Origin of the sequence: Caballeronia humi, from assembly GCF_001544475.1 — a bacterium.
GTDB classification, from domain to species: Bacteria; Pseudomonadota; Gammaproteobacteria; order Burkholderiales; family Burkholderiaceae; genus Caballeronia; species Caballeronia humi.
On record NZ_FCNW02000011.1, the window covers coordinates 136,391 to 153,941 of the forward strand.

The 17,551-nt window shown below is 63.0% G+C and carries 17 protein-coding genes and 1 tRNA gene; 10 read left to right on the forward strand and 8 right to left on the reverse strand.

The window, feature by feature from the left end:
* Positions 1 to 63: 63 nt before the first annotated feature.
* Together lplT and AWB65_RS13760 are read right to left on the reverse strand one after the other, a co-directional pair.
* On the reverse strand, positions 64 to 1,362 hold the full coding sequence (lplT, locus tag AWB65_RS13755; protein ID WP_087667676.1) for a lysophospholipid transporter LplT: 1,299 nt from the start codon (positions 1,360 to 1,362) through the stop codon (positions 64 to 66).
* 150 nt (positions 1,363 to 1,512) lie between these two features.
* On the reverse strand, positions 1,513 to 2,316 hold the full coding sequence (locus AWB65_RS13760; RefSeq protein ID WP_087667677.1) for an inositol monophosphatase family protein: 804 nt from the start codon (positions 2,314 to 2,316) through the stop codon (positions 1,513 to 1,515).
* Positions 2,317 to 2,580: 264 nt separating this feature from the next.
* Here AWB65_RS13760 and AWB65_RS13765 point away from each other — a divergent pair, with 264 nt between their 5' ends.
* Entirely contained in the window at positions 2,581 to 3,342 is a 762-nt protein-coding gene (locus tag AWB65_RS13765) for an RNA methyltransferase (protein ID WP_125474128.1), read from the forward strand.
* Between the two features lie 172 nt (positions 3,343 to 3,514).
* The gene (cysE, locus tag AWB65_RS13770; protein WP_087667679.1) at positions 3,515 to 4,300 is read left to right on the forward strand and encodes a serine O-acetyltransferase; all 786 of its coding nucleotides are present in this window, start codon (positions 3,515 to 3,517) and stop codon (positions 4,298 to 4,300) included.
* 10 nt (positions 4,301 to 4,310) lie between these two features.
* On the opposite strand, the gene AWB65_RS13775 is transcribed toward cysE, so the two are convergent.
* The 4 genes from AWB65_RS13775 to AWB65_RS13790 form a co-directional block, all read right to left on the reverse strand.
* Entirely contained in the window at positions 4,311 to 5,111 is an 801-nt protein-coding gene (locus AWB65_RS13775; protein WP_087667680.1) for a UDP-2,3-diacylglucosamine diphosphatase, read from the reverse strand.
* The gene (locus tag AWB65_RS13780; protein WP_087667681.1) at positions 5,111 to 5,605 is read right to left on the reverse strand and encodes a peptidylprolyl isomerase; all 495 of its coding nucleotides are present in this window, start codon (positions 5,603 to 5,605) and stop codon (positions 5,111 to 5,113) included. The genes AWB65_RS13775 and AWB65_RS13780 overlap by 1 nt, the downstream gene beginning before the upstream one ends.
* Positions 5,606 to 5,657: 52 nt before the next feature.
* Entirely contained in the window at positions 5,658 to 6,239 is a 582-nt protein-coding gene (locus tag AWB65_RS13785) for a peptidylprolyl isomerase (protein WP_087657212.1), read from the reverse strand.
* 98 nt (positions 6,240 to 6,337) lie between these two features.
* The gene (locus AWB65_RS13790) at positions 6,338 to 7,114 is read right to left on the reverse strand and encodes a tetratricopeptide repeat protein (RefSeq protein WP_374729746.1); all 777 of its coding nucleotides are present in this window, start codon (positions 7,112 to 7,114) and stop codon (positions 6,338 to 6,340) included.
* 295 nt (positions 7,115 to 7,409) lie between these two features.
* Here AWB65_RS13790 and cysS point away from each other — a divergent pair, with 295 nt between their 5' ends.
* From cysS to AWB65_RS13820, 6 genes are all read left to right on the forward strand, one after another.
* Positions 7,410 to 8,804, forward strand: a complete 1,395-nt coding sequence (gene cysS / locus AWB65_RS13795; RefSeq protein ID WP_087667683.1) for a cysteine--tRNA ligase — start codon at positions 7,410 to 7,412, stop codon at positions 8,802 to 8,804.
* A gap of 47 nt (positions 8,805 to 8,851) precedes the next feature.
* A complete protein-coding gene (locus AWB65_RS13800; protein ID WP_087667684.1) occupies positions 8,852 to 9,865 on the forward strand; it encodes a DNA-3-methyladenine glycosylase family protein in 1,014 nt (337 codons plus the stop codon).
* Between the two features lie 118 nt (positions 9,866 to 9,983).
* Positions 9,984 to 10,955, forward strand: coding sequence for an acetyl-CoA carboxylase carboxyltransferase subunit alpha (locus tag AWB65_RS13805; RefSeq protein ID WP_087667685.1), 972 nt, complete (start codon positions 9,984 to 9,986; stop codon positions 10,953 to 10,955).
* Between the two features lie 19 nt (positions 10,956 to 10,974).
* A complete protein-coding gene (tilS, locus tag AWB65_RS13810; protein WP_087667686.1) occupies positions 10,975 to 12,405 on the forward strand; it encodes a tRNA lysidine(34) synthetase TilS in 1,431 nt (476 codons plus the stop codon).
* Between the two features lie 305 nt (positions 12,406 to 12,710).
* Entirely contained in the window at positions 12,711 to 13,961 is a 1,251-nt protein-coding gene (locus AWB65_RS13815; protein WP_087667687.1) for an aspartate kinase, read from the forward strand.
* Between the two features lie 136 nt (positions 13,962 to 14,097).
* Positions 14,098 to 14,191, forward strand: a tRNA-Ser gene (locus tag AWB65_RS13820).
* 154 nt (positions 14,192 to 14,345) lie between these two features.
* On the opposite strand, the gene loiP is transcribed toward AWB65_RS13820, so the two are convergent.
* Positions 14,346 to 15,101: a metalloprotease LoiP gene (loiP, locus tag AWB65_RS13825; RefSeq protein WP_087667688.1), complete on the reverse strand. Its 756-nt coding sequence runs from the start codon at positions 15,099 to 15,101 to the stop codon at positions 14,346 to 14,348.
* A gap of 341 nt (positions 15,102 to 15,442) precedes the next feature.
* On the opposite strand from loiP, the gene AWB65_RS13830 reads away from it, so the two are divergent.
* Together AWB65_RS13830 and AWB65_RS13835 are read left to right on the forward strand one after the other, a co-directional pair.
* A complete protein-coding gene (locus tag AWB65_RS13830) occupies positions 15,443 to 15,796 on the forward strand; it encodes a hypothetical protein (RefSeq protein ID WP_087667689.1) in 354 nt (117 codons plus the stop codon).
* 220 nt (positions 15,797 to 16,016) lie between these two features.
* Positions 16,017 to 16,361 (forward strand): hypothetical protein, encoded by a 345-nt coding sequence (locus tag AWB65_RS13835; protein ID WP_087667690.1) that lies wholly within the window; start codon positions 16,017 to 16,019, stop codon positions 16,359 to 16,361.
* 55 nt (positions 16,362 to 16,416) lie between these two features.
* Here AWB65_RS13835 and fabI read toward each other — a convergent pair whose 3' ends face one another.
* On the reverse strand, positions 16,417 to 17,208 hold the full coding sequence (gene fabI / locus AWB65_RS13840; protein WP_087667691.1) for an enoyl-ACP reductase FabI: 792 nt from the start codon (positions 17,206 to 17,208) through the stop codon (positions 16,417 to 16,419).
* Positions 17,209 to 17,551: the final 343 nt, after the last annotated feature.

The window sequence follows — 17,551 nt, forward strand, 5'->3', positions numbered from 1 at the left end:
TTGCATCCTCCCGCAGGGCAACAAGGGGAGATTACACCAGTCAGCAAGTCCCGTTCCTCGATCTCATTCGCCGGCGAGCGCGCCCAGATCGACCTGCCGTTCGTTTTTCGCGTGGCGGCGCATCGCGAGCGACATCATCGCGCAGACGAACACGCCGAAGATCACGATGATCCACTCCACCGGCACGTGCGTCGTCAGGAGCAGCGCGTAGGACCCGAGCATCGCGAGCACGGCGAGGTTCTGGTTGAAGTTCTGCACGGCGATCGAGTGTCCGGCGGAGAGCAGCGTCGCGCCGCGATGCTGGAGGATCGCGTTCATCGGCACGATGAAAAAGCCCGACAGGCTGCCGAGCAGGATCATCAGCGGATACGCCCCGAGGATATAGGCCGGCGCGAACAGCGGCCCGATATGCACGCCGGCTGTGGCTGGAAACAGGTCCTTGTTATAGAACGCCATCGCGACGGCGACCGCGCCCGTCACCACGCCGATCGGCAGCACCTTCAGCGACTGCCGCAGCGGAATCAACGCGGCGGCCGCCGCCGCGCCGATCGCGATTCCGACGCCCGTCACGCCTTGCAGCACCGCCGCTTTCGATAGCGACAGGCCAAGGTTCGCATCGGCCCATTTGAGGACGAGCAGTTGCAGCGTGACAGCCGCGCCCCAGAGCAGCGTCGTGACCCAGAGCGCAATCTGCGCGAGCTTGTCTGACCAGAGCACCTTGAAGCAGTGCGAGAAATCGCCGATGAGCTTCGACGGTTCCGCGAGCCGGTTCGGATAGCGCGCGCCGGTATCCGGGATGCCGATGTTGATCACGGCCGCCGCCGCGTAGATCAGCATGACGGCGGTCATCGCGGCATCGGCGGCGGTATGCACGAGCGGCCAATGCGCGCCCGGCACCCAGCGCTCCACATACTGGCTGACGAGCGCGCCGCCGATCACGGTGCCGAGGATCGTCGAGCCGACCGTCGCCGATTCGAGCCACGCGTTTGCCGGGATCAGCTTGTTGGGCGGCAGCAGCTCGGTGAGGATGCCGTACTTGGCCGGGGAGTAGGCGGCGGCACCGAGGCCAACGACGCCATACGCAATCATCGGATGCACCCCCGCGATCATCAGCGCGCAGCCCGCCGCCTTGAGCGCATTCGACATGAACATGACGTGGCGCTTTTGCAGTGCATCGGCGAATGCACCGACGAAGGGCGCGAGCAGCACGTAGGAAATCGTGAAGAATATTTGCAGAAGCGGCGTGATCCACGAAGCCGATTTGATCACCGTGAGCATCGCGATCGCGGCGATCAGCAGCGCGTTGTCGGCGAGCGACGAGACGAACTGCGCGGCGATGATCGTGTAGAAGCCTTTTTTCATGGAAGAGCGCTTGACGGGCGGGCCGGTGCGGGCAAAGAGATGCACTGTAGCGGAGCCGCAAATAGCGTGCACGGACGTTCCCAGCGTGCTGGCGCGCTCCCCAAACGCAAAAAAGGCAGCCGAAGCTGCCTTTCCCTTTCATGCGAGGAATTAAGCCGCGTTTTCCCGCGTCTTCGAATACGGATCGAGAATCTTGATCATCTGCGCGTACACCTTCGGATTGCCTGCGACGATCTCGTTTTCATGCAGGAAATTCGATTCGCCCGTGTAATTGCCGACTAGCCCACCCGCCTCGGTGATGATGAGGCTGCCGGCTGCCACGTCCCATGGGTGGATGCCTTGTTCGAAAAAGCCGTCCATGCGGCCCGCCGCGACGTTCGCCAGATCAAGCGCCGCCGCGCCCGGACGGCGCAAACCCGCGCACGACAGCGTCATTTCGGAGAAGAGCCTCATATAGTCCTTCAGGCCCGAGCCATCGCGGAACGGAAAGCCCGTGCCGATCAGCGCATCCGCCAGACGATCAAGTTTGCCAACGCGAATCCGCCGCTCGTTCAGATAAGCGCCGCGTCCGCGCGATGCGGTGAAGAGGTCGTTGCGCGTCGGGTCGTAGACGACTGCTTGCGTCACGATGCCTTTATGCGCAAGCGCGATCGACACGCAGTAATACTGGAAGCCGTGGATGAAGTTCGTGGTGCCGTCGAGCGGGTCGATGATCCACTGGAATTCGGACTCGCGATCGTCCTTGCCGGATTCTTCGGCGAGGATCGAGTGATCGGGATAGGCGGTGTGGAGCGTCTCGATGATGGCGGCTTCGGACGCCTTGTCGACTTCCGTCACGAAATCGTTGTGTTGCTTCTTGCTGACCTGGATGCGGTCCAGGTCGAGCGACGCGCGGTTGATGATCTGTCCGGCGCGGCGGGCGGCCTTGACAGCGATATTGAGCATCGGATGCATGAGCGAGATCCTTTGGCCGGCGCCGCCTCGCGGGAGCGCGGCAAACCGGAAGTTGGCGACAACGACAATGTCGACGGAAGACGAATTGGAGAAGAGCGGGGCGGCCGGCGAAGAACGGCGTTCGTGGCGCGCGAAGGCGGTATTTTACCTGAAGTAAGACTGTCTTAGCGGGATTCAGTCGACTCCTATTGCTTCCGGCTGATTCAGCCAGGGCGTGGGAGGCGCTACCATGACGGCTCAGTTCATCAATCGGCAGGACACGCTTTGGACTCACTCGATTCCCCCAACCTGAGCGGCGGTTTCACGTCGACTCGCTTCGTGCTCGTCGAGCCGAGCCACCCCGGCAACGTCGGCGCGGCGGCGCGCGCGCTGAAGACGATGGGCTTTTCGCGCCTCGTGCTCGTTGCGCCGCGCGTGCCGCACGTAAACGACGAGCCGGAAGCAATCGCGATGGCGAGCGGCGCGGACGACGTGCTCGCGTCCGCGGTCATCGTCGATTCGCTCGCCGAGGCGCTCGCGGGCGTGCACTGGTCGGTCGCGCTCACCGCGCGCCAGCGCGAGTACGGGCCGCCGCAACTTCCGCCGCGCGCGGCCGCCGGGCGGGCGCACGAACTCGTGCGGCACGGCGACATCGCGCTCGTGTTCGGCAACGAGCGCACAGGCCTCTCTAACGCCGACGTCGAGCGCTGTAGCGCGCTTGCGCACATTCCGGCCAATCCGGCGTACAGCTCGCTGAACCTGTCGCAGGCGGTGCAGGTGCTGGCTTACGAGCTGCGGCTCGCGTTCCAGGAGACGTTGCCGGACGTCGAAAGCGTCGGCACGAACGCATCGAGCGACGAGATCGAAGGGATGTACACGCATCTCGAAAACGCGTTGATCGCGCTCGATTTTCTCGATCCCGCGAACCCGAAGAAGCTGATGTCGCGCGTGCGGCGGCTTTTTGCGCGTTCCGGGCTCGAGCGCGAAGAGGTGAACATCCTGCGCGGCGTCGCGAAGCATATTCTGCTGCGCGTGAAGAAGGACTGAGGCAAACCGTATTCGATGTCCCCGACCGCTTCGCGAGCGGGGGCATCGAGCAGAACCGGCGGGCTCGTCCTACAATCGGCAAAATTCAAGATAAGGATTGCGCGTTTCGTGCTAAAGCCCGATCGACGCGGTCCCCGGCCTCCCCCTTGCCGTCACTCACCGAGCCATCGACATGTTCAAACGTCTGAGCGAAGACATCGACGCCATCCGCGAGCGCGATCCCGCCGCCCGCAGCGCCTGGGAAGTGCTCACGTGTTATCCGGGCTTCCACGCGATCCAGCTTCACAGGCTCTCGCACGCGTGCTGGACGCGCGATCTGCGCTGGCTCGGACGTTTCGTCTCGCAGGTTGCGCGCTTCCTGACCGGCATCGAGATTCATCCGGGCGCGACGATCGGACGGCGCGTGTTCATCGATCACGGCATGGGCGTCGTGATCGGCGAGACGGCGGAAATCGGCGACGACTGCACGATTTATCAGGGCGTGACGCTCGGCGGCACGTCGCTCGCACGCGGCGCGAAGCGCCATCCGACGCTCGGACGCGGCGTGATCGTCGGCGCGGGCGCAAAGGTGCTCGGCGGATTCACGATCGGCGAGGAGGCGAAGATCGGCTCGAACGCGGTCGTCGTCAAGCCGGTGCCTGCGGGCGGCACGGCGGTCGGCAATCCCGCGCGGATCGTGGTGCCCGCGACGGAGCGTCCCGCCGATCCGGCGCGCCGGTCCGAAAGCAGCGGCTTCTGCGCGTACGGCATCACACCGAACGCTGACGATCCCGTCTCGCTCGCTATCCACGGCCTGATCGACCATGCATCGACGCAGACGCAGCGCGTCGATGAAATCGTCGTGGCGCTGGAGAAGCTCGGCGCGCGGCTGGAAGCGTTGAACGGTATCGACGGCGCCGCGCTGATCGACCTGAAGCGGCTGTCGGCTGCGATGGAAGGGGAGGCGGCTCGGCGTTGAGCCGCTGCGCTTATTCGAGCGGCAGCGCGCGAATGCCCGCGGCGTCGATGCGCAGATAACCGCCGCGCCGCTCGCCGTGGTCGAGTTCCCAGTCAGGGATGACCCAGCGCGTGCCGTCGGCTTCGCGATGCCGCGCCGGCCGGTGCGTGTGGCCGTGGATCATCGTATGCGTGCCGCTCGACGCGAACAATTGCCCGACGCCCTCGCGCGTCACATCGTATTTCGACGACACCGGCATCATGCGCGCGCCTTCGCTTTTCGAGCGCATGCGTTCGGCGATCGCGAGGCGTGTTTTCAAAGGCATCGCTAGAAAGAGGCGTTGTGCGAGCGAATTGCGCGCGAAACGTCGAAACCGCTGATAACCGGGATCGGCGGTACAGAGCGCGTCGCCGTGCGCGAGTACGATGCGCGTGCCGAACGCCGTCATCACGAACGGATCGGGCAGCGGCAGCGCGCCGGCTTCCTTCATGAAGCGCCGGCCAAGCAGGAAATCACGATTGCCGTGCATCACATAGAGCGCGATGCCGCGTTCAGAAAGCGTATGCATCAGCTTCGTCATGCGCCGCGCGAAACGCGCGCGTTCGTGATCGACCGATGCGTCGAGCACGTCGTCGCCGACCCAGAATTCGAACAGGTCGCCCAGGATGAACACTGAATCGGCCTCGCCTGCCGTGACGGTCACGAAGTGCTCGAACGCTGCGACCGTGTGCGGGATCGCGTCGCTCAAATGCAGATCGGCAATAAAAAACAGCGGGCGCGAATCACTCGCCGTCCCCGCTGTTTGCGCATCGAGATGCGTGACGTCGGTCATTAGTCGACGACGACGGCCTTCTCGATCACCACGTCGTCAACCGGGACGTCCTGGTGGAAGCCCTTCGAACCCGTCTTGACCTTGCGGATCTTCTCGACCACGTCCAGACCGTCGACCACGCGGCCGAACACGGCGTAGCCCCAGCCCTGCGGCGTCGGCGACGAATGGTTCAGGAAGTCGTTGTCGCCTACGTTGATGAAGAACTGCGCGGTCGCCGAATGCGGATCGTTCGTGCGCGCCATCGCGAGCGTGCCCTTGTCGTTCTTCAGGCCGTTGTTGGCTTCGTTGTCGATCGGCGCGTCGGTCGGCTTTTGCTTCATGCCCGGCTCGAAGCCGCCGCCCTGGATCATGAAGCCGTCGATCACGCGATGGAACACCGTGTTGTCGTAGTGGCCCTTCTTCACGTAGGCGAGAAAGTTCTCGACCGACTTGGGCGCCTTCTCGCTGTCCAGTTCGATCTTGATGATGCCGTGGTTCGTATGCAGTTCGACCATGATGTGTTTCTCCGATGTGTATGTTGATTTGTCGTAGCAGCCCGCAGGCGGCTTACTTCGAGACCACCGTCGCCGATTCGATGACGATTGGCTTTTGCGGCACGTCGGCCATCGGCCCGCGCGTGGTGGTCGGAGTGCCTTCGATCTTCTTCACGACGTCCATGCCCGCCGTGACCTTGCCGAAGACGGCATAGCCGTTGCCGTCCGGGTTCGGAAAGTCTAGACCCGCATTATCGACCGTATTGATGAAGAACTGCGCGGTGGCCGAGTTCGGGTCGCTCGTGCGCGCCATCGCCAGCGTGCCGGCTGCGTTCTTCAGGCCGTTCTTGCTCTCGAGCGGGATCGGCGCGCGCGTGGGCTTCTCGGCGAAGCTCGTGCTGTATCCGCCGCCCTGGATCATGAAGCCCGGAATCACGCGATGAAAGATCGTGCCGCTGTACTGACCTGACTTCACGTAGTCGAGAAAGTTCGCGACGGTCTTCGGCGCCTTCTCGGGATAGAGTTCGACACGAATGTCGCCTTGCGAGGTCTTGAACAGCACGCTCGGATGCGCGGCCTGCGGTGCAGCTTGAGCGAACGCGGGAGCGTTGGCGATCAGTGCGGCGCTGCCGAGCGCCAACATCAGCAATTTCATGAAGAATCGATCCTCTGGTTAGAGTTGCAACGGGTCCAACGTCGTATCGAACCTGCCGCGCCCGATCATGTTGATCTCGCGCTGACAGGCGGGCGATGTCACGGTTGCGCGTTCGGCGCGATGTAGGGCGAGGTCGGGAACGGGCCTGTCGGGCCGCCGAACGGCGAGTAGGGCGAGGGCAGCGTCATGGCCGGCGCCGTGTAGGACGAGTCTTGTGTAGCTGCACCCGGCGCGACTGTTTTCCTGGGCGCGGGCGGCGGCGCGATGATCTTCTGAATGTCGGCGACGCGCTGGCGAGAGAGCGGACTCTTCGATCCCAGCGACTGCGCGCGCTTGTAAGACTCGGCCGCGAGCCGCAGATAAAGATCGCCGAGATTGTCGTACGCGAGCGCATAGCTCGGGTTTGCCTTCGTGGCCGTTTCCAATGCGACGCGCGCGTCTTCGTAGCGGCCTTGCTTGGCGTAGAGCGCGGCGAGGTTGTTGTACGGCTCGGGCAGTTCCGGATAGGCCTGCGTGAGCTCCGTGAATGCGGTGATCGCTTCGTTGTCGCGATTCAGGCGCGCGAGGATCGTGGCACGCTTGAACTTCGCCTGGACGTCGCGCGGGTTCGCCTGAAGACGCGCGTCGAGTTGCGTTAGCGCGCCGGCATAATCTTTCTGCGCGATGGCGGAATCGATTTGCGGCGTGCCGTCGGCGGTGGCCGTCGACACCTGCGCGTGAGCCGTGGCGATGCACAGAAAACTCGCGGCGAGACCGAAACTTGCAGTGCTCATCGCGCTCGAAAAAACGGTTGCGACGATGCCCGCGAAGCGAGTGGCGACGCGGCTTGCAGCTCGGTTGGCAACGCCTTGTGCGCGGCCGCTTGAAGGTTTCATAGGCTCAGGTCTGGATGTTATACTCCGACCCATTCTAACAAAAGGTCTGGACGTTCCGTCGAACGCCGGACTGTCTTTACGCCACTCGTGGTCGTCTCCGTTTTGATCGCAGCGTGAGCCTCTTGTTTGCTTGGGCGGCATGCGTGATCCGAAGCACGTTGTTCGAGGGTCATCGCCTCGCAATGTCCGCGGATCGCGTGCCTGGATTTTCGCGCCGCTTTTACCAGCATGGTAGTGCCAACACGTGATCCAGCGACATCAACACACGGATGTTTTCCGACCCGCACCGTCTTCTATGAATTCACTGCGCATCTACAACACGCTCGCGCGTGACAAGCAATCTTTCGTGCCGCTTCGCGATGGCGAGGTGCGCATGTATGTCTGCGGAATGACGGTGTACGACTACTGCCACATCGGCCATGCGCGCGTGATGGTCGTGTTCGACATCGTGCAGCGGTGGCTGCGCACGCTCGGCTACGAGGTGACCTACGTCCGCAACGTCACCGATATCGACGACAAGATCATTCGCCGCGCGCTCGAGAACAATGAGTCGATCAAGGCGCTCACGAAACGCTTCACCGACGCGATGCACGAAGACGCCGACGCGCTCGGCGTCGCACGGCCGGACCTTGAACCGCGCGCAACCGACTTCATCCCGCAGATGCTCGGCATGATCGACATGCTGGAGGCGAACGGTTACGCGTACCAGGGCAAGGACGGCGACGTCAACTACGCGGTGCGCAAGTTCGCGGGTTACGGCAAGCTGTCGGGCAAGTCGATCGAGGACCTGCGCGCGGGCGAGCGCGTCGCGGCCAACGAAGCGAAGGAAGACCCGCTCGACTTCGTGCTGTGGAAGCAGTCGAAGGCAGGCGAGCCCGAGGACACCGGCTGGGATTCGAAGTGGGGCCGCGGACGTCCGGGCTGGCACATCGAATGTTCGGCGATGGGTTGCACACTCCTCGGCGACCGGTTCGACATCCACGGCGGCGGGCAGGACCTGCAATTCCCGCACCACGAGAACGAGATCGCTCAGAGCGAGGCCGCGACCGGACAGCAGTTCGTGAACTACTGGATGCACAACGGCTACGTGCAGATCGACAACGAGAAGATGTCGAAGTCACTCGGCAACTTTTTCACGATCCGCGAGGTGCTTGAAAAATTTGATGCGGAAGTCGTGCGCTTCTTTATAGCGCGGGCACACTATCGTTCGCCGCTGAACTACAGCGACGTGCATATCGACGACGCACGCGGCGCGCTGACGCGTTTGTATACAGCGCTGAAGGATGTAGAGCCGGACACGCAACCGCTAGACTGGAACGAGGCGCACGCAGCGCGCTTCCAGTCGGCGATGAACGACGACTTCAACACGCCCGTCGCGGTATCGGTGCTGTTCGATCTCGCAAGCGAGGTGAACCGCACGCGCGACACGGCGCTCGCGCGTCAGTTGAAGCAACTCGCGGGTGTGCTCGGATTGCTCGGCCGTGAGCCGCGCGCGTTCCTTCAGCAAGCGGCAGGCACGGGCGATGCAGGCATCGCGCCCGCCGAGATCGAAACTTTGATCGCCGCTCGCGTCGCCGCGAAGCAGGCGAAGAACTATGCCGAAGCAGACCGGATTCGCGCGCAGTTGCTTGAGGCCGGTGTTGCGCTTGAAGACAAACCGGGTGGGTCGACGGAATGGCGCCGCGTCTGAGCGCGGCCATTCACACCCTCTAATCGACTCACCAGGCAGGAGGCATGATGGCAACGGCCAGGAAGGCGCCGGCTAAACGAGCCGCGTCCGCAAGAAATGCAGCGCCCGTCACGAAGAGCACGCGGCGCACGCAGGCGAAAGCGCCCGCGAAGGCAGGAAATGGTGCGACGAGAAAGACCACTGCGAAGAAGGCAGCCACCGATGAAGTAACGCTCACCGCGCGCGGCAATGGCGTCACGCGGACGGGCAAGGCTTCGTCGTCCGCGCCCGCACCTGCATCGCGAAAACGTGCGGGCTTGAAGGGCAACGGTGAGGCCGATTCCGCTTCGGCGACCGCGCTCGTGCGCGATCCGCAACACGAAGGCGAGGTCGTGCGCAAGTCGCGTGTCGTCACGGCCGATGCCGCCGTCCCCGTCCAGATCGCCGGGCTCAAGGCCGAGATCACGCGTCCCGCCTATTGGGACAAGGCGTGCACCGACCTCGTCAAGCGCGACCGCATTCTCAAGAAGCTGATCCCGAAGTTCGGGCCCGTGCATCTCATCAATCGCGACGATCCGTTCACGACGCTCGCGCGCTCGGTCGTCGGCCAGCAGATTTCGGTGCGTGCCGCGCAGAGCATCTGGGAACGCGTCGAGTCGGCGTGTCCGAAGCTCCTGCCGCAGCAGTTCATCAAGCTCGGTCACGAAAAGCTGCAGGCGTGCGGATTGTCGAAGCGCAAGTCGGAATACATCCTCGATGTCGCGCAGCATTTCGTCTCGGGCGCGCTGCACGTCGATACCTGGACGTCGATGGAAGACGAAGCTGTCATTTCCGAACTGACGCAGATTCGCGGCATCGGTCGGTGGACGGCGGAGATGTTCCTCATCTTCAACCTGTCGCGCCCGAACGTACTGCCGCTCGACGACCTGGGCCTCATCCAGGCGATCAGCGTGAACTACTTCAGCGGCGAGCCGGTCACGCGCAGCGAAGCACGCGAAGTCGCGGCGAACTGGGAGCCGTGGCGTACAGTGGCGACGTGGTACATGTGGCGCAGTCTGGATCCGATTCCCGCAGATCATTAAAAGCAAAAGATGCCGTGGCCGCTATCGTTATCTTATAATTGATAGTTGCGACCCGAATTTGATAGGGTGAGGCGCGGTTAGAATACGCGCTGCCCGATGCTCCAAGGATTCGAAGAAAATGAAGACCACGTTTCTGGATTTCGAACAGCCGATCGCTGAACTCGAAGCGAAGATCGAAGAGTTGCGCTTCGTGCAGGATGATTCCGCTGTCGATATCTCGGAAGAAATCGAGCGGCTGTCGAAGAAGAGCCAGCAGCTCACAAAAGATCTGTACGCGAACCTCTCGCCCTGGCAGGTTTCGCAGATCGCGCGTCATCCGCAGCGCCCCTATACGCTCGACTACGTCAGCGAGCTTTTCACCGATTTCCACGAACTCCACGGTGACCGCAATTTCGCCGACGACCTCGCGATCGTCGGCGGCCTTGCGCGCTTCAATGGGCAGCCGTGCATGGTGCTCGGCCATCAGAAGGGCCGCGATACCAAAGAGCGCGCGCTGCGCAACTTCGGCATGCCGCGTCCGGAAGGCTATCGGAAGGCCGAGCGCCTGATGCGTCTCGCGGAGAAATTCGGCTTGCCGATCTTCACGTTCGTCGATACGCCGGGCGCGTATCCGGGCATCGGCGCGGAAGAGCGCGGGCAGTCGGAGGCGATCGGCCGCAACCTGTATGTGATGGCCGAGCTCAAGACGCCGATCATCACGACGATCATCGGCGAAGGCGGTTCGGGCGGCGCGCTTGCGATCGCGGTGGCCGATAGCGTCCTGATGCTGCAGTTCTCCACCTATTCGGTGATCTCGCCGGAAGGCTGTGCGTCGATCCTTTGGAAGAGCGCGGCGAAGGCGCCGGAAGCGGCTGAAGCGCTAGGTTTGACGGCGCATCGGCTGAAGGCGCTCGGTCTCATCGATAAAATCGTCAACGAGCCGCTCGGCGGCGCGCACCGCGATCCGAAGGGCATGGCCGCGCTGCTGCGTCGCGCGCTCGCTGATTCGCTGCGCCAGTTCCACGGCATGAGCGTGCAGGACGTGCGCGAACGCCGCTTCGACAAGCTGATGGCGTACGGCAAGTTCAAGGAAACGTTGCCGGGCGCCTGAAGCCGCCCCGCGTAACGCCGTGACCTCCGGCACCGACACCCCCGCCAGCCGCCTCGTGACAGAGGCGGTGCGCGCGGCGCTCGATCGCGTGTCGGCTTCTTCTTCCGATTTACCCTTTGCAGTCGCGCTGAGCGGCGGCCTCGACTCGACCGTGCTGCTCGATGCGGCCGTGCGCTGTGCGGGCGCATCGCGCGTCGTTGCGCTGCACGTGCACCACGGACTCAGCCCGAATGCCGACGCTTGGTCCGCCCACTGCGAAGCCTTCGCGGATTCGCTCGGCGTGCGCTTTGCCGCGCGCAACGTCGACGTGGTGCGTGCGAACGGCGAAAGCCTGGAAGCGGCGGCGCGCGACGCGCGTTATCGCGCGCTCGATCAACTCTGCGATGAACACGGCGCAGCCGCACTATGGCTCGCGCATCACGCTGACGATCAGGCCGAGACCGTGCTGCTGCAATTGCTGCGCGGCGCGGGCGTTGCGGGACTCGCGGCGATGGCGCCGGAGCGCATCGACGGGACGATGTCGGTGCCGCGCGTGCGTCCGCTGCTCAAGCTGCTGCGCGCCCAGCTCGAACATTACGCGCACGAACGCGACCTGAACTGGATCGACGACGAATCGAACGTCGATACGCGTTACGCACGCAACGCGTTGCGCCACGACGTGTTGCCGGTGCTCGCCGTGCACTTTCCCGGATTTCGCGATGCGCTCGCGCGTACGGCGTCGCACGCGGCGTCGGCGCAACGGCTGCTCGATGAACTCGCCCGCATCGATTTCGGAGGCGCGCGTGAGGAAGAGAGCGCGCTCAAGCTCGACGCGGTGCTCACGCTCAACGACGAACGCGCCACCAACCTCCTGCGCTACTGGATGCGTTCGCGCGGCTTGCCTGCGGCATCGACGGCGCGCATCGCCGACGTGCTGCGCCAGTTGCGCGACGCGCACGCGGCGCGTGACGGCCACGCGTTGCGCATCGATCACGCGGGCCATTGCCTGCGCGAATATCGCGGATCGATCTTCTGGGAGCAGGGCGAGAGCGCCGATCCTGCCGATCTCGACGAAGGCTCAAACGCCCCGAAGATGGCGGTCGAATTGCAATGGCGCGGTGACGAAGTGTGGCGTTTGCCGCAATGGCGCGGCTCGTTCGTGTTCGAGCACTGCGCCGCCACCGATACCGACGCGATTGCCGAAAGCGTGTTGCGCTCGGCCCCGCTTCAGGCGCGTTCGCGGGCGGGCGGCGAGCGCATGAAACTCTCCGCCGATACGCCGGGCCGCACGCTCAAGAATCTCTTTCAGGAGCGCGGTGTGCCAGCGTGGAAACGCGACGTGCCGTTGCTGTTCATCGGCGAGACGCTGCTGTTCGTGCCGCTGATCGGCGTGAATCGCGACGCCTTGACGACGCGAGACGCAGACGCTTCCAGACGCATCGTGTGGCGGCCCGACTTACTCATTGCGTGATGCGAAATCCGCGCTGAATGGGCCCGTGAAACGCACTGGAACTTGTATTTTGAGGCCCGATCGGGTACGTTAACTCGTTTGCCCGCCGTGCGTTTTTCGCAGCATTTGCGTCCAAAAGACCCGATTTTCGCCGCCTGAATCGCACTTTCGCGCCCAGTAGCTCATACGAGTTCGCGCGAGCGGCATCCGCTTGGTCGTCTCACCCCGGCGCTCACGCCCGTTGCCCGGTCCAACGCCACCCCGAAGTCGTCGGTCGCAACGCCAGCAGCGCTACAGCGCGGTTTTCCCTCCAGTTCAAAACGACAATGGCACTCATCGTACACAAATACGGCGGCACCTCGATGGGCTCCGTCGAGCGCATCAAGAACGTCGCCAAGCGCGTCGCCAAATGGCACAAGGCCGGCCACAAGATGGTCGTCGTGCCCTCGGCGATGTCCGGCGAAACCAATCGCCTGCTCGGTCTCGCGAGAGACATCACGCCGCAGCCTGACCCGCGCGAACTCGACATGATCGCCTCCACGGGCGAGCAAGTCAGCGTGGGGTTGCTCGCCATCGCGCTGCACGCCGAAGGCCTCGAAGCGGTCAGCTACGCCGGCTGGCAAGTGCCGATCAAGACCGACAGCGCATTCACGAAGGCGCGCATCAGCGAAATCGACGGCGGCCGCGTGCTCGCCGATCTCGACGCGGGCAAGGTCGTCGTCATCACGGGCTTCCAGGGCGTCGATCCGGAAGGCCACATCGCGACGCTCGGCCGCGGCGGCTCGGACACTTCGGCGGTTGCGATCGCCGCCGCGCTCGCCGCCGACGAATGCCTGATCTACACCGACGTCGACGGCGTTTATACGACCGATCCGCGCGTGGTGGAAGAAGCGCGCCGGCTCGACCGCGTGACGTTCGAGGAAATGCTGGAAATGGCGAGCTTAGGCTCGAAGGTGCTACAGATCCGCTCGGTGGAATTTGCCGGCAAGTATCAGGTGAAGACGCGCGTGCTCTCCAGCCTGACCGACCCGCTGATTCCGCTCGAAGACGAAATGCACTCGGGCACCCTGATTACTTTTGAAGAAGACGAGACCATGGAAAAAGCAGTGATTTCGGGCATCGCGTTCCAGCGTGACGAAGCGCGTATCGCGGTGATGGGCGTGCCCGACAAGCCCGGCATCGCGTATCAGATCCTCGGGCCGGTCGCCGATGCGAACATCGACATCGACATGATCATCCAGAACACGAGCGTGGACGGCAAGACCGACTTCACGTTCACAGTCGGCCGCGGCGACTATCACCGCGCCACCGAGATCCTCAACACGCAGGTGAAGGATCACGTGAAGGCCGAGCGCGTGCTGGGCGATCCGAAGGTGTCGAAGGTATCGGTGGTCGGCGTCGGCATGCGCTCGCACGTGGGCATCGCGAGCACGATGTTCCGCACGCTGTCGGAGGAGGGCATCAACATCCAGATGATCTCGACCTCCGAGATCAAGATCTCGGTGCTGATCGACGAGAAGTACACCGAGCTCGCCGTGCGCGCGCTGCACAAGGCGTTCGAGCTCGATCAGGCTTGATGGCGTTGGGTTTTGACGTGCTGGTCGATGATCGTTTTGACGTGTGAAAAAAATCGTCTGCGAAATTGACCCGCGCCTTCGAACCCGCTATTATCTTGGCTTCGTCGCGCTGACTCCCTGCGCGACCGAAAGTTTGGGAGACGTGGCCGAGAGGTCGAAGGCACTCCCCTGCTAAGGGAGCATCTGGGCCAAAACCTGGATCGAGGGTTCGAATCCCTCCGTCTCCGCCAGCGATGGTAGAGGAACCCCGCAGAGTCTAGGCTCTGCGGGGTTTTTGTTTTGTGCTCGCGATAATTTGTCCCTTCACGCGAAGCTTGGCTGGACTAAGCGTCTCCCGGACATTCGGCGACGGCCCGCTTAAGCGAAACCGTCGTGTGCATCACATTACTTTCCCGACGCAATCCGATCCTGAATATGCTTCGCCCGCGCGGCCGAAGGCGGATGTGAATCGAGCATCGTCAGGCTCGACTGGCTGCCGCCGAGCGACGCGAGTTTCTGAAACGATGTGACGAGCCCCGACGGGTCGAGTCCCTTCTTTTTCTGGATGTCGAACGAATAGTCGTCGGCGGCGGATTCTTGCTGCTGCGAGAACTGCGCGTTGACAAACTTTTCCGACAGATCGCCCAGTTGCGACGCCGACAAGCTCGCGATCACCCCCGTTCCCGCCGCCGCCACCGAGCGCAACGCGGACGTCCCGTACGCGACCTGCATCGCCTTCTTCGTGTGGCCGAGCGCGACGTGACCCATCTCGTGCCCGACGACACCGCGCACTTCGTCGTCGTTCATCAGGTCCATGAGGCCGCTGTAGACGCGCACGCAGCCGTTGCCCATCGCCCACGCGTTGACGTCCTTCGTCTCGTAGACCTTGTAATTGACCGGCACGCCGTTGATGTTGTTGCCGAGTTGCGCCGCGATCTTGTTCAGGCGTTGCGTGTAGGTGCTGTTCGCCGCCGAGATCTTGTTCTCACTATCGAGCTGCGCGCAGGATTTGTCGGAGAGGGAGCGAACGTCGGCGTCGGTGAGCATGGCGGCCTGCGTCGCGAGCTGGCCCGACTGCACGAGCGCGTTCGGGTCCATGCCGGCGCAACCGGCGAGCATCGCGCACATTGAACCCGCGACGAAGAAACGGTGAAATTTCATTGAGAGCCTTTCGGTAATGGAGAATGTCGATGGCGGCTTGCGCGCGCCTGTGCGCGATGGTCGGCAGAAGCCGGGAGAAGCGCCACACGAACATTCCTATTTAGTGACATATCGCGACGGAGTCATCGTCGAAAGGGGAATGTTAGCAATCAGGTGCGTGCGCGTGAACCCGGTCTGGACGATCTGCAAGCATTTTGCAAAATCCTCTGGAGCCTTACTGGACGTAAGGTCGCGAATTGCGCAAGACGGTAATACGGAGTTACCAACCTGAAACACCTCGGCTGGACCGATCCGCTATATTCGCGTCGACACAATAAACAACCCATCGAGGTGGGCTTCACATGAACAAGGTATCGAAGGCTTCTTTGCTCGCCGGCGTCGTCGCAGCCGGCAGTCTGTGCGTGTCCGGGGTGGCCATGGCGCAGGTGCATATCGGCGTGAACATCGGGGTTCCCGCGCCGGTCTACGTCGCGCCGCAGCCGGTCTACGCGCCACCGCCTCCGCCCGTTGTCTACGCGCCGCCCCCGCCGGTGTACGTGGCACAGCCGGTGATCGTGGCCGGCTGGCATGGCGATCGGTATTACGACGGCCGCCGGTACTGGGATCGTGACGACTGGTATCGCCGTCATCCGGATCATTACGACCACGGTCATGGCGGACATCACGACAACGGGCACCACAACGGATGGCACTGAATTTAGCAGCGCAGTCTTGCTGAAACAAAAAAGCCACACGATGCAAATCGCGTGGCTTTTTTGTCGGCGTCAACGCATTCGTCCGATGTAACAAAAGGTAAGCTTTCTCCAGACATTACGCCGATCCGAGAAACAACTTACAAACGTGAAATACGTGACTGAAAGCTGTCCGTTATATTTCGGCTCGACACGAACCAGAAGATACCGAGGCCGCTTCATCATGAAAAATAACTTCATTGTCCGATTTGTGGGAGTCGGCGCGCTGTTTGCCAGTTGTGCCGCGTTTGCGGCGGATGTTCACGTGGGCGTCAACGTCGGGATTCCGGCGCCGGTCTACGTAGTGCCGCAGCCGGTCTATGCGCCGCCTCCACCGCCCGTCATCTATCAGCCGGCGCCGGTGTACATGCGGCCGCCGGTCGTGATCGGCTGGCATGGCAACCGTTATTACGACGGTCGACGCTATTGGGACCGCGACGATTATTACCGCCGACACGGCCATGGACATGGTTATGGGCATGACAAGCACCACGGCCACGGAAAGGGGCACGACAAGCATCACCATTAAGCAAAAAACCGTCCCTGTTTACGGGGGGACGGTTTTTTTAGTCTATACGCGAGTTTTATCCCGCAGCCGCCGCCATCCCGCCGACGACCGCATTGAACCCGCTGTCGACGTGCACGATTTCCGCGCTCACGCCCGCCGCCAGGTCCGACAGCAAGAAGGCCGCGACATTGCCAACCTGTTCGGTCGTGACATTGCGCTTGAGCGGCGCATTGGTCTCGACGAATTCCAGAATCTTGCCGAAGCCCTTGATGCCGCTTGCCGCGAGCGTCTTGATCGGGCCGGCCGAAATGCCGTTCACGCGCACGCCTTTCGAGCCAAGCGATGCCGCGAGATACCGCACGCTCGCTTCGAGCGATGCCTTCGCGAGCCCCATCGTGTTGTAGTTGGGGATCGCGCGCTCGGCGCCGAGGTAGCTGAGCGTGAGCAGCGAAGCATCCGCCGACAGCATCGGCGCGGCTGCTTTCGCTAGCGCGGGGAAGCTGTACGCGGAGATGTCGTGGGCGATGCGGAAGTTTTCGCGCGTCATGCCGTCGAGGAAATCGCCTGCGATCGCTTCGCGCGGCGCGAAACCGATCGAATGCACGAGGCCGTCGAGCGTGTCCCACCGTTCTTTCAGCGATGCGAAGAGCGCGTCGATCTGCGCGTCTTCGGCGACGTCGCAGGGGAAGATCAGGTCGCTGCCGAATTCGGTGGCGAATTCAGTGATGCGGTCCTTGAAGCGCTCGCCGACGTAGGTGAAGGCCAGTTCCGCGCCTTCGCGTTTGCAGGCTTCGGCGATGCCGTAGGCGATTGAGCGGTTGGACAGCAAGCCTGTCAGCAGAATTCGTTTTCCAGCGAGAAAGCCCATGAATGCTCCTATGTCGGCCGGAGTTAGCGCTTTAGCGCTTACTCCGGCCCCATGCAGCGAAGCTGCGGTCGGCTGGCGTTAGCGATTCAGCGCTTACTCCGGCCCCATGCAGCGAAGCTGCGGTCGGCTGGCGTTAGCGATTCAGCGCTTACTCCAGCCCCATGCAGCGAAGCTGCGGTCGGCTGGCGTTAGCGATTCAGCGCTTACTCCAGCCCCATGCAGCGAAGCTGCGGTCGGCTGGCGTTAGCGATTCAGCGCTTACTCCAGCCCCATGCAGCGAAGCTGCGGTCGGCTGGCGTTAGCGATTCAGCGCTTACTCCGGCCCCATGCAGCGAAGCTGCGG